Raw genomic sequence first — 13,586 nt, 5'->3', positions numbered from 1 at the left:
CAGGCCGGGGTGCGGGTCTAAGAATTAACCGACCGATCGTTCAATTCAAGAGGCCCGGAACAAAGGGTCCATCCGGAGGAGGGCGCCCGTGGAACCAACGGTCCTTGTCGATCGCCGCGACGGCTGGCGGGTGCTGACGCTGAACCGCCCGGACCGGCTGAACGCCTTCAACGAGGAGATGCACCGCGCCCTCGCCGAGGCGCTGGCCGAGGCCGAGGGCGATGCCGCCTGCCGGGCGGTGCTGCTGACCGGGGCGGGCCGCGGCTTCTGCGCCGGGCAGGACCTGAACGACCGCGCCACCGGCGGCGAGGCGCCCGATCTCGGCGCCACGCTGGAGGGGCTGTACAACCCGCTGATCCGCCGCCTGCGCCGGCTGCCGAAGCCGGTGGTCTGCGCCGTCAACGGCGTCGCCGCCGGGGCCGGAGCCAATGTCGCGCTGGCCTGCGACATCGTGCTGGCCGCGCGATCGGCGAAATTCATCCAGTCCTTCGCCAAGATCGGGTTGGTGCCGGATTCCGGCGGCACCTACGTCCTGCCGCGGCTGGTCGGCCAGGCCCGGGCGCGCGGCCTGGCGCTGCTGGCCGAGCCGCTGCCGGCGGACAGGGCCGAGGAATGGGGCCTGATCTGGAAGGCGGTGGACGACGGCGCGCTGATGATCGAGGCCGAGGCGCTGACCGCCCATCTCGCCTCCCAGCCGACCCAGGGGCTGGCGCTGATCAAGCAGGCGCTCGACGCGTCGGCCGGCAACAGCCTCGACGCCCAGCTCGACCTCGAGCGCGACCTGCAGCGCCGGGCCGGGCGCACGCCGGATTATGCCGAGGGCGTGCGCGCCTTCCTGGAGAAGCGGCCGCCCAGGTTCACGGGACAGGCGTGATGAAGGCGACGACGGGGGCGGAGGCCGAGGCGGTCGCCAAGGCGGCGGCCGAGGCGATGTGGCGCGACGACAGCGCCAGCCGGGCGCTGGGGATGGAGATCCTGGAGGTCGGGCCCGGAATGGCGCGGCTGGCCATGACCATCCGTCCGGACATGACGAACGGCCACGGCACCGCCCATGGGGGCTTCATCTTCACCCTCGCGGATTCGGCCTTCGCCTTCGCCTGCAACTCCGCCGGCGACCGGACGGTGGCGGCGCATTGCAGCATCACCTTCCTGCGCCCCGCGGCCGCGGGCGACCGGCTGGTGGCGACGGCGCGGGAGGTGGCGCGCTCCGGCCGTTCGGGCCTCTACGACGTCAGCGTCGCGGTCGGCGAGACGGTGATCGCCGAGTTCCGCGGCCATTCCCGGACGGTCGGCGGCTCCTTCATCGACAGGGCGGCTGAAGACTAGGAACAGCACGGGGAGGAAACGATGACGGGGATCCCGGGGCTGGACGCGGCCGAGCGGGCGTCACGCGACGAGATCATGGCGCTGCAGCGCGAACGCCTGTCCTGGACGCTGCGCCATGCCTACGACAACGTCCCGCATTACCGCCGCGCCTTCGACGCCGCGGGGGTGCATCCCTCGGATTTCCGCGACCTGCCGGATCTGGCGAGATTCCCGTTCACGACCAAGCAGGACCTGCGCGACGCCTATCCCTTCGGCATGTTCGCGGTGCCGCGCGACCGCATCGCCCGCATCCACGCCTCCTCCGGCACCACCGGGAGGCCGACCGTGGTCGGCTACACCCGGGCCGATCTCGACATGTGGGCCGACGTCATGGCGCGGTCGATCCGCGCCGCCGGCGGGCGGCCGGGGATGACCGTGCATGTCGCCTATGGCTACGGCCTGTTCACCGGCGGCCTCGGCGCCCATTACGGGGCGGAGCGGCTGGGCTGCACCGTGGTCCCGGTCTCTGGCGGCATGACCGAACGCCAGGTCCAACTGATCACCGACTTCAGGCCGGACGTGATCATGGTCACGCCCAGCTACATGCTGGCGATCCTGGACGGCTTCCAGGCCCGCGGCCTGGACCCGCGCGACAGCTCGCTGCGCTTCGGCATCTTCGGCGCCGAGCCCTGGACCAACGCCATGCGGCAGGAGATCGAGCAGGCCTTCGCCCTCGACGCCACCGACATCTACGGCCTGTCGGAGGTGATCGGCCCCGGCGTCGCCCAGGAATGCGTCGAGACCAAGGACGGGCTGCATGTCTGGGAGGACCATTTCCTGCCGGAGGTGGTCGACCCCGAGACCGGCGCCGTGCTGCCGGACGGCGAGAGGGGCGAGCTGGTCTTCACCTGTCTGACCAAGGAAGCCTTCCCGGTCATCCGCTACCGCACGCGGGACCTGACCCGCCTGCTGCCCGGCACCGCCCGGCCCGGAATGCGGCGGATGGAGAAGGTGACCGGCCGCTGCGACGACATGATCATCCTGCGCGGCGTCAACGTCTTCCCGACCCAGATCGAGGAGGCGCTGCTGGCCTGCGACTGGTGCGGCGGCCATTTCCTCATCGAACTCAGCCGCCCCGGGCGGCTGGATGAAATGACGGTGCTGGCCGAGGCGCGGGCGGAGCATTGGGACGGCGCCGGCCTCGTGGCCCAGGCCGAGCGGCTGACGTTGCGGATCAAGGACATGATCGGGGTCTCGGCCCGGGTGGTGATCCAGCCGCCCGGCAGCATCGAACGCTCCGCCGGCAAGGCCAGGCGGGTGATCGACAAGCGGCCGAAGGGGTGAGAAGGAGGGGCTTGCTCCTTCGTCCTGGCATGCCCGGGCCTGACGAAAGGACAAGGCTCCCGGGTCACCGCTCCGGCAGCGGCAGCTTCTCGGTCTCGTCCGGGATCTCGCCGAAGCGGCCCTCGCGCCAGTCCTGCTTGGCCTGCTCGATCCGCTCGCGGCTGCGGGCGACGAAGTTCCACCACAGCTTGCGCGGGCCGTCGAGCGGCTCTCCGCCGAACACCAGCAGCCGCGTCTCCTCCAGCGCCTCGACCTCGACCTTGTCGCCGGGGCGCAGCACCAGCAGGCGCTGCGGCGGGAAGTCGTCGCCGCCGATCCGGACGCCGCCGGAGACGACATAGACCGCCCGCTCCTCATGCTCGGCCGGCAGCGGCAGCACCGCCCCGGCCTCGAGCGCCGCGTCGAGATAGAGGGTCTCGGAGAAGGTGGCCACCGGCGAGCGGGCGCCATAGGCGGAGCCGACGATCAGCCGCACGGTCTTGCCGGCATCTTCGATCACCGGCAGGTCGTCGGCGCCGTGATGGGCGAAGCTGGGCGCCACCTCCTCATAGGGGGCGGGCAGGGCGACCCAGGTCTGCACCCCGAACAGGGTCGATCCGGTGGCGCGCAGGGCCGGCGGCGTGCGCTCGGAATGGGCGATGCCCCGGCCGGCGGTCATCCAGTTGACGTCGCCGGGGCGGATCACCTGCCGCGTGCCCAGGCTGTCGCGATGGGTCTGCTCGCCGGCGAAGAGATAAGTGACGGTGGCCAGGCCGATATGCGGATGCGGCGGCACGTCGATGCCCTCGCCGGCGCCGAATAGGGTCGGGCCCATCTCATCGACGAAGACGAAGGGCCCGACCGAGCGCTTCTGCATCGACGGCACGGCGCGCCGCACCTCGAAGCCGCCGATGTCGGCGGTGCGCGGGATTACCACGGTCTCGACGAAGGGGCAGGGCGTCTTGCCGACGGCGGGCTCACGGGTCGGTTGCCAGCTCATGGTCTCGGGCTCCTGTGCCGGCGGACGCGGATGGACGGCCGTGCGGTTCGACCGTACCCTTCGCCCCGGCATCAGCCAAGGGGAGCGATGATGGCCGAGACCACCCGGGGCGCCGCCCAGGACACCCCGACCGGGGCCGCCGGCGAGACCACGATCTGGAAGATCCACACTGCCCTGCGCGCGACGTTCTACATCTGGGTGCTGGCCGTCGTGCTGGCGGTGCTGCTCGGCCTGATCGGCGGACCGCTGGCCGCGGTGCCGCTCGTGCTGGCGCTCGTCTGGACCGCCTGGCGCTGGCTGACCAGCTATGAGCTGACGACCGAGCGCCTCATCATCCGCTCCGGCTTCCTGGTGCGGAGGCGCGAGGAGGTGGAGCTGTTCCGGGTGCGCGACTTCTCGCTGTCGCGGCCGCTGCACTGGCTGGTGCTGGGGCTGGGCACGGTCGGGCTGACCACGCGCGACCAGTCGGCCCCGAACATCCTGATCGGCCCGATCGCCGCGCCGGAGACCAGGTTGGACGAGCTGCGCCGGGCCACCGTGGCGCGGCAGAACCGGGTGCGCTTCCGCGAGGTCGAGGTGTCGTCGGCCGGTGACGATCTGGAGGGACTTCATGGCGATCCCGGCGGGCCGTTGCCGGGATGATCGAGGCGGGACAGGCGGAAGCCGTCGCGGCCGAGACCGGGCTGACGGTCCGGCCGATGCGCCGCGATGCGGGGGAGATCGCGGCGGTGGCGGCGCTGATCCGGGGCGCCTTCGCGGATTACGTCGGCCGGCTCGACCCACCGCCCAGCGCCGTGCGCGAGACGGCGGAGAGCGTCGCAGAGCTGCTGGGCCGCGAGCAGGGGCTGGTGGCCGAGGCGGGCGGGACGATGGTCGGCTGCCTGTTCCTGCAGCGACGCGACGGCGGCGACATCTATGTCGGCCGGGTGGCGGTCGCGCCTGAACACCGCCGCGCCGGCGTCGGCCGGGCGCTGATGGCGGCGGCCGAGGCGGAGGCGCGGCGGCTGGGTGGGGCGCGGCTGACGCTCGGCGTCCGCCTGGCGCTGGACGGCAACCGCCGGTTCTTCGCATCGCTCGGCTTCGCCGAAGGGGCCCTGCACGCCCACCCCGGCCACGACAGGCCGACCTGGGTCGAGATGACCAAGCAGTTGGGGTGACGGAGGGGACTATGGCGGAATTCGTGCTGCATTGCTTCGCCCAGTCGGGCAACGCCTACAAGGCGGCGCTGATGCTGGCGCTGTGCGGGGCCGACTGGCGGCCGCGCTTCGTCGACTATTTCAACGGCGAGACCCGAACGCCGGAATACCGGGCGATCAACGCGATGGGCGAGGTGCCGGTGCTGGAGGCGGAGGGCCGCATGATCAGCCAGTCCGGCGTCATCCTGCACCACCTCGCCCGCCGCTTCGGCAAGTTCGTGCCGGAGGGCGAGGCGGAGGCGGAGGAGGTGCTGCGCTGGATCCTGTTCGACAACCACAAGCTGACCAGCTACACGGCGACGCTGCGCTGGTTCCGGACCTTCGCCAGGGACCCGGCCGATCCGGCGGTGACTGCCTTCCTGGAAGGCCGGGCCCGGGCGGCCTGGAAGGTGCTGGACGGCCATCTTGCCGGGCGCGACTTCGTGCTGGGGGCGAAGCCGACCATCGCCGACATCTCGCTGTGCAGCTATCTGTTCTGGCCGGAGGAGATCGGCGTCGACTGGGCGGACGGCTATCCGCAGATCCAGGCCTGGCTCGGCCGCATCCGTGCGCTGCCCGGCTGGACGCCCGCCTACGAGCTGATGCCGGGGCACCCGCTGCCCGGGAAGGGTTAAGGCCGGCTCACCCCCGGAAGCTGCGCCGGAACTCGCGCGGGGTCATCGCCTTCAGGGCCCGGAACTGGCGGTTGAAATTGGCGATGTTGGGATAGCCGACCTCGTCCGCGATATGGGCGATCGGCCGGTCGCTGTTGATCAGCAGCGAGCAGGCCCGGCCGATGCGCAGCTGCGCCACGTAGCGCGACACCGTCATCCGCGTGTGCCGGCGGAAGAAGCGGTGGAAGGCCGAGGGGCTGAGGCAGGCCAGGCCGGTCAGCGCCGCGATCGGAATCTCGTCGCGGTAATGCGCGTGGATGTGGTTCAGCACCCGGTCGATCCGCGCCTGCTCCGGCGCCGGCAGGGCGGCGGGATGCGGCGCCGGGGCGGCCAGCGGCACCCGGCCCTCGTCCCGCGCCAGAACGGTCAGCACCTCGATCAGCCGCAGCAGCCGGCCGGCGGGGTCGAGATCCGGCATCGCCTCGATCGCCGGCCGCACCGAGGCGGCGGCCTCGGCGGAGAAGGCGAGGCCGCGCCCGGCCTCGTCGAGGATGCGCCCGACCGGCCGCAGCTCGGCCAGCGATTCCACCAGCCGCGCCGCCCAGTCCGGCGTGAACCACATCACCAGGGCGACGTGCGGCCGGGCCGGGTCGATCCGCTCACGCGAGCACCAGGTGTGCAGCAGGTTGGGGCCGACCAGCACCAGGTCGCCGTCGTCGTACTGGCCGAGATGGTCGCCGACATGGCGCTGGCCGCGGCTGTTCAGGGTCAGCGTCAGCTCGAATTCCGGATGGTAGTGCCACTCGAAGGGGATGGCGTCGTCCAGCCGCCGGTTCAGCAGCGTCCAGGACGCACCCGGCGGCACCGTCACCTTCTCGAAGACCGGCTGCATGGCCTGAAACTGATACAGGAGGACGGCGGTCAGGCCATCCGACGCGACTTTGGTATCAGTTTTTGGCAGGCGACGCCAACATGACGAGACCGGACGGCGGTAGAGTCCCAGACATGGACGGCCGAACGCCGCACCGCTGAGGGGAAACGCCGAGATGGACCGCTATCAATACGGGGACAACCGGCCGGGCAACGCCTCGGTCGCCTACACTTACGACACCCAGCTCAAGGACATCGAGAAGACGCTGCCGCTGCGCGTCCTGTCCGAGGCGGACTGGCAGCACTGGATCACCTGGGGCTATGTCGTCGTCCCCGACGCCGTGCCGGCGGAGAACATCCGCCGCACCCGCGACCTGCTGTGGGAATTCCAGGAGATGGATCCGAAGGATCCGGAGAGCTGGTATAAGCCGCAGCTGCGCGACCATGCGATGAAGGAGCTGAACAACAGCGGCATGGTCGAGATCTATAATCATCAATATCTGTGGGACAACCGGCAGCACCAGCGGGTCTACGACGCCTTCGTCGACATCTGGGACACCGAGCGGCTGTGGGTCACGATCGACCGCGCCAACCTGAACCCGCCGAACCGGCAGGCGCGCGGCTTCAACGGCTTCATCCACTGGGACGCCGACACCTCGCTGACGCCGCTGCCGGTGAACTGCCAGGGCGTGCTGTCGCTGGTCGACACCGATCCGGAGATGGGCGGCTTCCAATGCGTGCCGGAGCTGTTCCGGACGCTGGAGGCCTGGCGCGAGACCCAGCCGGCCGACCGCAACCCCTGGGCGCCGGACACCACCGGCTTCGAGATCCGGAACGTCACCATGAAGGCCGGCGACCTGCTGATCTTCAACAGCCTGCTGGCCCACGGCATCCGGCCGAACCGGTCGCAGGACCGCGTGCGGATGGCGCAGTACATCTCGATGACCCCGGCCGACGAGGGCAATACCCAGCTGCGCGACTGGCGCATCCGCTCCTGGCGCGACCGCGAGCCACCGCAGGGCTATGCCTTCCCCGGCGACCCGCGGGAATGGGAGAAGACCCGCTACGAGCGCGCGAAGCTGACCCCGCTGGGCGAGAAGCTGCTGGGGCTGCGGTCCTGGGACGAATAGCTGCCGGACATCCATGGCAGTTCGGCCGTCCCCGTCTTACGATCATCGGACGAAGACAGGGGAGCGCGAGGCATGGACCTGCACGGCAAGACCGTCCTGATCACCGGCTCGACCGATGGCGTCGGCCGCTGGGTCGCCCGCCGGCTGGCGGCCGGCGGCGCCCATGTGCTGCTGCACGGCCGCAACGAGGAGCGCGGCCGGGCTGTGCTGGAGGAGATCCGGGCCGAGGGCGGCAGCGCCGAATTCCTGCCGGCCGACCTGTCCTCGCTGGCCGAGGTGCGGCGCCTGGCCGAGGCCGTGCTGGCGCGGCACGACCGGCTCGACGTGCTGATCAACAATGCCGGTATCGGCGCCGGCCTGGACCCGACCTGGCGCGAGACCAGCGCCGACGGGCACGAGCTGCGCTTCGCCGTGAACTACCTCGCCGGCTTCCTGTTGACCCGGCTGCTGCTGCCGACGCTGCGGCGCAGCGCGCCAGCGCGGATCGTCAATGTCGCCTCGGCCGGGCAGCAGGAGATCGATTTCGACGACGTCATGCTGACCCGCGGCTACAGCGGTCTCCGCGCCTATTGCCAGAGCAAGCTGGCGCAGATCCTGTTCACCTTCGACCTGGCGGAGGAGCTGCGCGGCAGCGGTGTCACCGCCACCTGCCTGCACCCCGCGACCCATATGGACACCACCATGGTGCGGCAGAGCGGCATCCGGCCGACCAGCACCGTCGAGGAGGGCGGCGAGGCGATCCTGGCGCTCGCGGTCTCGCCCGAGCGGGAGGGCGAGAGCGGCGTCTACTACAGCGGCCGGCATCGGGCCCGGCCGCTGGCCCAGGCCGAGGACCCGGCGGCGCGGGAAAAGCTGCGGCGTCTGAGCGTGCAGCTCACCGGCCTCGAGCCGGGCTGATCCTGTCCCATTCGTAACTTGTCCGGAGCCGCGGGCGGCGCGAAGGTCGCGGCTTCGGAGGTGCGCCATGGCGACCGATACGGCATCGCGGAACGGAAGAAGCGCCCGGCGCTGGCTGCGCGGCGCGGGCGAGCTGGCGGCGCTGCTGCTGGTGATCGCGATCGGCAAGACCGCGGTCGCCGAACCATTCTACGTGCCCTCCGGCTCGATGGAGCCGACGCTGCAGATCGGCGACGAGCTGGTGGCGGCGAAGTTCAGCTACGGCTACAGCACGGCCTCTCTGCCCTTCGGCCTGACCCTGCCCCAGAGCGGCCGGGTGCTGGGCCGGCTGCCTTCCCGCGGCGACGTGGTCGTCTTCCGCTGGCCCGGCGACCCGTCGCAGACCTGGGTAAAGCGGGTGATCGGGCTGCCGGGCGACCGCGTCGCGATGCGTGCGGGGCGCCTGTGGATCAATGGCGAGCCCGTCGAACTGCGGCCGGGCGGGGAAGGGACGGTGGAGCGGGGCGACGGCGCCGCCGTGCCCGCCGCCCGCCTGATCGAGACGTTGCCGGGTGGGGTCAGCCACCCGATCTTCAAGCGCTTCGCGTACGGGCCGCTGGACGAGATGCCGGAGGTCATGGTCCCGCCCGGCCATCTCTTCGTCATGGGCGACAACCGCGACAACTCGGCCGACAGCCGCCTGCCCGTGGCCGCCGGCGGGGTGGGCCTGCTGCCGGTCGGCGACCTGGTCGGCAAGGCCGCGTTCGTGGTCGCGTCCTGGGATCTCGGCCTGCGCTCGCAGCCGGTCTGGACCTGGCCCGGAGGCCTGCGGCTGGACCGGTTCTTCTCCGCGATCGAGTGATGACGGCAGGGGTGTGATTTTCTCATACCGCCATACTAGAATCTTGATGGAGGACCGAGCGATGCCGTCAGCCGAGAAGCGAACCTTCAGCCTGCCCGCCGAGCAGGCCGACTACATCGACAGCTTGGTCGCATCGGGTGCGTATTCGACGGCCAGCGAGGTCGTGCGCGCCGGCCTGCGCGCCTTGCAGGAGCGCGACGCAGCCGTCGAGCGGTGGCTTCGGGAGGAGGTCGTCCCGGTTGCCGCTGCGATGCAGGACGATCCGGGCCGGGCGATTCCCGCGGCTCAGGTGTTCGACGAGATCCGCGCGATCCACGCAAAGCGATCGCGCACTTCATGATGCCATTACACGGTCGTTTTCTCGCCGGAGGCCAGAGACGATCTGCTGCAGCTTTATCATTACATTGCCGAGCGCTCCGGCGCGGAGCGGGCCATCGGCTACGTCGAGAGGATCGAAGTCGCCTGTCTGGGCCTTTCGACGTTCCCCCAGCAAGGCACATCCCGGGACGATCTCTTTCCCGGATTGCGCATCATCGGCTTTGAACGCCGGAGCGCCATCGCCTTTCACATCGGGCCAGAGACGGTCACGATCGACCGCATCCTGTATGGCAGCCGTGATCTCGGGCTTCTCAGCGGATAATTCGAGCCGGAGAAGGTTCCGGGAACTGTCATGCCCGGGCTTTGACCCGGGCACCCAGAGAGCGTCGACGTCCACTGGATTGCCGGGTCAGGCCCGGCAATGACAGGCCGCTGCGATCAGATCGCCGCGGTGACCTGGATCTCGACCCGGTACTCCGGGCCGGCCAGCTTGCTCTCGACCGTGGCGCGGGCCGGGGTGTTGCCGGGCGAGACCCAGCTGTCCCAGGCCGCGTTCATCGCCGCGAAGTCGGCGATGTCGGCCAGCCAGATGTTGGCGGTCAGCAGCTTGGTCTTGTCGGTGCCGGCCTCGGCCAGAAGCTTGTCGATCGTCGCCAGGATCTGGCGGGTCTGCTCGGTCACGTCCGGGGTCGGGTTCTCGGCGACCTGGCCGGCCAGGAACACGCGGCCGTCATGGATGACGGCCTGGCTCATGCGCGGGCCGACGCCGATGCGCTTGATGGTCATGCAATCCTCTCTCTTCTTCCGGATGGATCAGGAATCGAGCCGCGACAATAGCCGGGCCCGGGTGGGTTCGTCGACGAAGGCGGCCTGCAGCGCGGTGCGGGTGACCTGCCGCAGCGCCGCCTCGTCTAGGCCGAAATGCCGCTCCGCCACCGCGTATTCCCGGCCGATGGTGGTGGCGAAATAGGGCGGGTCGTCGCTGTTCAGCGTCACCTTGACCCCGGCCTCCATCAGCCGGCGCAGCGGATGGGCGCGGTAGTCGGGATAGACCTTGGTGGCGACGTTGCTGGTCGGGCAGACCTCCAGCACCAGGCCGCGGTCGGCCAGCTCCCGCACCAGGGTCGGGTCCTCGATCGAGCGCACGCCGTGGCCGATGCGGGCGACCGGCAGTCGCAGGGCGGCCCAGACACTCTCCGGCCCAGCCGCCTCGCCGGCATGGACGTTGCAGGCCAGGCCGGCCTCGTCATGGGCGATACGGAAGGCCTGGGCGAACAGGCGCGGCGGGAAGCCGGCCTCGTCGCCGCCCATGCCGAAGCCGGTGACCAGCGGATGCGGGTGCTTCGCCGCCAGCCTCGCCACCTCCACCCCGCGCCCCGCCCCCAGATGGCGGACGCAGGTGACGATGATGCGGGATTCGATGCCGGTCTCGGCCCGCGCATCCTCGATGCCCTGGACGATGCCGTCGAGATGGCCCTGATAGGACAGGCCCGCCGCGGCGGCGTGGTCGGGCGAGGACATCAGCTCGACATAGATCGCGCCCTCGGCGGCGCAGGCCTTGAGATACTCATAGGTGACGTCGCGATAATCCTGCTCGGTCCGGATCACCGTGCTGGCCAGGTCATAGACCTTGAGGAAGTGCAGGAAGGTGGTCCAGGCGAACTCGCCCTTGGCGTTGAACAGCTCCGCCGGCAGGGTCATGCCGTGCCGGTCGGCCAGGCGGCGGACCAGCTCCGGGCCGGCCGCCCCTTCCAGATGCAGGTGAAGCTCCGCCTTCGGCAGCATCGCCCCCTCCGTCATGATGCCGGAACCCCGCTTTCGCCGGACGGGTCGGTGGCCGCGGCCGGCGGCGAGGGTGTACGGCCCCGCGTCTCGCGGTGCAGGATGTAGAGGCCGCTGGCGATGACGACCGCCGAGCCGACCCAGATCCAGAGATCGGGCACGTCGCCCCACAGCATGAAGCCCAGCCCCACGCCCCAGATCATGCCGGTGTATTCGAACGGCACCACGATCGACGGAGTGGCCACGCGATAGGCCTGCGCCATCATGATCGCGCCGATGCCGCCGAGCAGGCCGAGCACGGCGAGCAGCCCGGCATCCTCCCAACTCGGCGTCACCCAGACGAAAGGCATCTGCACCCCGGCGACGGCGATGATCACGAGGGTGGCGTAGAAGATCATCGAGGCGTTGGTCTCGGTGCGGCTGTAGAGGCGCATCAGCACCATGGACAGGGCATAGGCCGCGGTGGCCAGGAGCGCGATCGCGCCGCCGCTGCCGAAGGTGCTGCCTTCGCCGCCCGGCCGGATCATGATCATCACCCCGGCGAAGCCGACCAACACGGCCAGCCAGCGTTTGAGGCCGACCCTTTCGCCCAGGATCGGCACCGACATCGCGGTGATGAACATCGGCGCGGCGAAGCCGATGGCGTAGGCGTCGGCCAGCGGCATCACCGCGAAGGCCCAGAAGAAGCCGAAGGTGCCGATGACGCCGACGACGCCGCGCAGCAGATGCGCCCCGACCCGCCGGGTCCGCAGCGCCTCCAGCCCCGGCGGCCGATACAGCATCACCAGCGTCGGGATCAGGCCGATGGTGGCGCGGAAGAACACGATCTGGGCGATCGGATAGTCGGCCGACAGCCATTTGATCATGGCGTCCATGACGCACAGGACGAAGACGCCGCCGGCATAGAGGGCGATGCCCTGCGCCGGCGACTGCCTCGCTGTCGGCGGCGCGGCTGCGGCCTGTGCGCCCATGCTCAGGCGATCCGCTCGGCCACCAGCGGCGGCTGGGCCGGTGCGGCCCCGGCCACCGTGACGGCGGCGCGGATCGCGGCCTCGGCCCGGTCCGCCGCGGCCTCGTCGCGGGTGTGCAGCAGGGCCAGCGGCCGGCCCTGCGGGCCTACGGATTCGCCGATGGCGGCGATCTCGGTCAGGCCGACGGCGTGGTCGATGCCGTCCTCGGGCCTGGTGCGCCCGCCGCCCAGGGCGACGATGGCGACGCCGATCGCCCGGGCGTCGACCGCGGCGACGACGCCGTCGCGCTCCGCCGTGATCGGCCGCACCACCGGCGCCGCCGGCAGGTGGCTGTCGGCCTTCTCCAGGATGTCGGCGGGGCCGCCCAGGTCGCGGACCATGCGGGCGAAGCGCTCCGCCGCGGCGCCGCTGGCCAGGGCGTGCTCGACCTTGATCCGCGCCGCCTCGGCATCGGCGGCCAGGCCGCCGATCGCCAGCAGCTCCGCGGTCAGCCGGGCCGTCACCTCCCACAGCCGGGCGTCCTTCGGCCCGCCGGTCAGGAGGTCGATCGCCTCGCGCACCTCGACCGCGTTGCCGGCGGCGCGGCCCAGCGGCTGGTTCATGTCGGTCAGCAGGGCGACGGTCGGCAGGCCGCCGCCATTGGCGACGTCGACGATCGACCGGGCCAGGGCGCGGGCGTCGTCCATGCCGCTCATGAAGGCGCCGGTGCCGAACTTCACGTCCATCACCAGCCCGCCCAGGCCGGCGGCCATCTTCTTCGACAGGATCGAGGCGGTGATGAGGTCGATCGACTCCACAGTGCCGGTGGTGTCGCGGATGGCGTAGATCCGGCGGTCGGCCGGGGCGATGTCGCGGGTGGCGCCGACCACGGCGCAGCCGGCCGATCGCACCACCCGGTCCAGCACCTCGGTCTCCGGCTGGCTGACATAGCCCGGGATCGAATCCATCTTGTCCAGCGTGCCGCCGGTGTGGCCCAGGCCGCGGCCGGAGATCATCGGCACGAAGCCGCCGCAGGCGGCGACGATCGGGGCCAGGATCAGGCTGGTCTTGTCGCCGATGCCGCCGGTCGAATGCTTGTCCAGCACCGGGCCGGGCAGGTTGGCGGCCGACCAGTCCAGCACCCGGCCGGACCGGGCCATGGCGCGGGTGAAGGCCACCCGCTCCGGCATTGTCATGCCGCGGAAGAAGACCGCCATGGCGAAGGCGGCGATCTGGGCGTCGGTGACGCTGGCGTCGACCGCGCCGCGCACCATCGCCTCGATCTCGGCATCGTCGAGCACGGCCCCGTCGCGCTTGCGGCGGATGATCTCCTGCGGCAGCAGCGTCATGTCAGCGGCCCTCGGCCGGCACGGCAGCGGTC

General features: G+C 71.0%; 16 protein-coding genes and 1 pseudogene. 11 read left to right on the top strand and 6 right to left on the bottom strand.

Annotation, left to right across the window (positions count from 1 at the left end):
- Positions 1-88: 88 nt before the first annotated feature.
- Genes paaG through paaK form a run of 3 tightly spaced genes read left to right on the top strand, consistent with a single transcriptional unit; the run spans position 89 to position 2,649 of the window.
- A complete protein-coding gene (gene paaG / locus G537_RS0121325) occupies positions 89-874 on the top strand; it encodes a 2-(1,2-epoxy-1,2-dihydrophenyl)acetyl-CoA isomerase PaaG (protein ID WP_026871842.1) in 786 nt (261 codons plus the stop codon).
- A complete protein-coding gene (gene paaI, locus G537_RS0121320; RefSeq protein ID WP_026871841.1) occupies positions 874-1,326 on the top strand; it encodes a hydroxyphenylacetyl-CoA thioesterase PaaI in 453 nt (150 codons plus the stop codon). Before paaG ends, paaI begins: the two co-directional genes overlap by 1 nt.
- A 21-nt stretch (positions 1,327-1,347) precedes the next feature.
- Positions 1,348-2,649, top strand: a complete 1,302-nt coding sequence (paaK, locus tag G537_RS0121315; protein WP_026871840.1) for a phenylacetate--CoA ligase PaaK — start codon at positions 1,348-1,350, stop codon at positions 2,647-2,649.
- 64 nt (positions 2,650-2,713) lie between these two features.
- Here paaK and G537_RS0121310 read toward each other — a convergent pair whose 3' ends face one another.
- Positions 2,714-3,628, bottom strand: a complete 915-nt coding sequence (locus G537_RS0121310; RefSeq protein WP_026871839.1) for a pirin family protein — start codon at positions 3,626-3,628, stop codon at positions 2,714-2,716.
- 90 nt (positions 3,629-3,718) lie between these two features.
- Between G537_RS0121310 and G537_RS42255 the strand changes: the two genes are divergently transcribed.
- The 3 genes from G537_RS42255 to G537_RS0121295 are packed head-to-tail and all read left to right on the top strand — an operon-like array spanning position 3,719 to position 5,438.
- Entirely contained in the window at positions 3,719-4,270 is a 552-nt protein-coding gene (locus G537_RS42255) for a PH domain-containing protein (RefSeq protein ID WP_051248797.1), read from the top strand.
- Positions 4,267-4,785, top strand: a complete 519-nt coding sequence (locus G537_RS0121300; protein ID WP_081688955.1) for a GNAT family N-acetyltransferase — start codon at positions 4,267-4,269, stop codon at positions 4,783-4,785. The genes G537_RS42255 and G537_RS0121300 overlap by 4 nt, the downstream gene beginning before the upstream one ends.
- A gap of 11 nt (positions 4,786-4,796) precedes the next feature.
- The gene (locus tag G537_RS0121295) at positions 4,797-5,438 is read left to right on the top strand and encodes a glutathione S-transferase family protein (protein ID WP_026871837.1); all 642 of its coding nucleotides are present in this window, start codon (positions 4,797-4,799) and stop codon (positions 5,436-5,438) included.
- A gap of 7 nt (positions 5,439-5,445) precedes the next feature.
- Here the strand turns inward: G537_RS0121295 and G537_RS0121290 are convergent, their stop codons facing one another.
- Entirely contained in the window at positions 5,446-6,309 is an 864-nt protein-coding gene (locus G537_RS0121290; protein WP_026871836.1) for a helix-turn-helix domain-containing protein, read from the bottom strand.
- 154 nt (positions 6,310-6,463) lie between these two features.
- On the opposite strand from G537_RS0121290, the gene G537_RS0121285 reads away from it, so the two are divergent.
- The 5 genes and pseudogenes from G537_RS0121285 to G537_RS45635 form a co-directional block, all read left to right on the top strand.
- Entirely contained in the window at positions 6,464-7,417 is a 954-nt protein-coding gene (locus tag G537_RS0121285; protein WP_026871835.1) for a phytanoyl-CoA dioxygenase family protein, read from the top strand.
- Between the two features lie 72 nt (positions 7,418-7,489).
- Positions 7,490-8,314: an SDR family oxidoreductase gene (locus G537_RS0121280; RefSeq protein WP_026871834.1), complete on the top strand. Its 825-nt coding sequence runs from the start codon at positions 7,490-7,492 to the stop codon at positions 8,312-8,314.
- A gap of 67 nt (positions 8,315-8,381) precedes the next feature.
- Positions 8,382-9,155 (top strand): signal peptidase I, encoded by a 774-nt coding sequence (gene lepB, locus G537_RS0121275; protein WP_026871833.1) that lies wholly within the window; start codon positions 8,382-8,384, stop codon positions 9,153-9,155.
- 61 nt (positions 9,156-9,216) lie between these two features.
- Positions 9,217-9,495 carry a type II toxin-antitoxin system ParD family antitoxin gene (locus G537_RS0121270; RefSeq protein WP_026871832.1) on the top strand — a complete coding sequence of 93 codons (279 nt, stop codon included), beginning with the start codon at positions 9,217-9,219 and terminating at the stop codon, positions 9,493-9,495.
- A 24-nt stretch (positions 9,496-9,519) separates the two neighbouring features.
- A pseudogene (locus G537_RS45635) lies at positions 9,520-9,795 on the top strand (type II toxin-antitoxin system RelE/ParE family toxin); the annotation flags it as partial.
- A gap of 116 nt (positions 9,796-9,911) precedes the next feature.
- On the opposite strand, the gene G537_RS0121260 reads toward G537_RS45635, so the two are convergent.
- The 4 genes from G537_RS0121260 to deoA are packed head-to-tail and all read right to left on the bottom strand — an operon-like array spanning position 9,912 to position 13,554.
- The gene (locus tag G537_RS0121260) at positions 9,912-10,259 is read right to left on the bottom strand and encodes a RidA family protein (RefSeq protein ID WP_026871830.1); all 348 of its coding nucleotides are present in this window, start codon (positions 10,257-10,259) and stop codon (positions 9,912-9,914) included.
- Between the two features lie 27 nt (positions 10,260-10,286).
- On the bottom strand, positions 10,287-11,258 hold the full coding sequence (locus G537_RS0121255) for an adenosine deaminase (protein WP_026871829.1): 972 nt from the start codon (positions 11,256-11,258) through the stop codon (positions 10,287-10,289).
- Between the two features lie 11 nt (positions 11,259-11,269).
- Entirely contained in the window at positions 11,270-12,226 is a 957-nt protein-coding gene (locus G537_RS39135) for a DMT family transporter (protein WP_051248795.1), read from the bottom strand.
- A 2-nt stretch (positions 12,227-12,228) separates the two neighbouring features.
- Complete coding sequence (gene deoA, locus G537_RS0121245; protein ID WP_026871828.1) at positions 12,229-13,554, bottom strand: thymidine phosphorylase; 1,326 nt, start codon at positions 13,552-13,554, stop codon at positions 12,229-12,231.
- Between the last annotated feature and the right edge of the window lie 32 nt (positions 13,555-13,586).

This window comes from Inquilinus limosus DSM 16000 (assembly GCF_000423185.1).
GTDB lineage: Bacteria > Pseudomonadota > Alphaproteobacteria > DSM-16000 > Inquilinaceae > Inquilinus > Inquilinus limosus.
The sequence above is the reverse complement of the archived record's forward strand: the minus strand, read 5'-3'. Positions and strand labels throughout refer to the sequence as shown.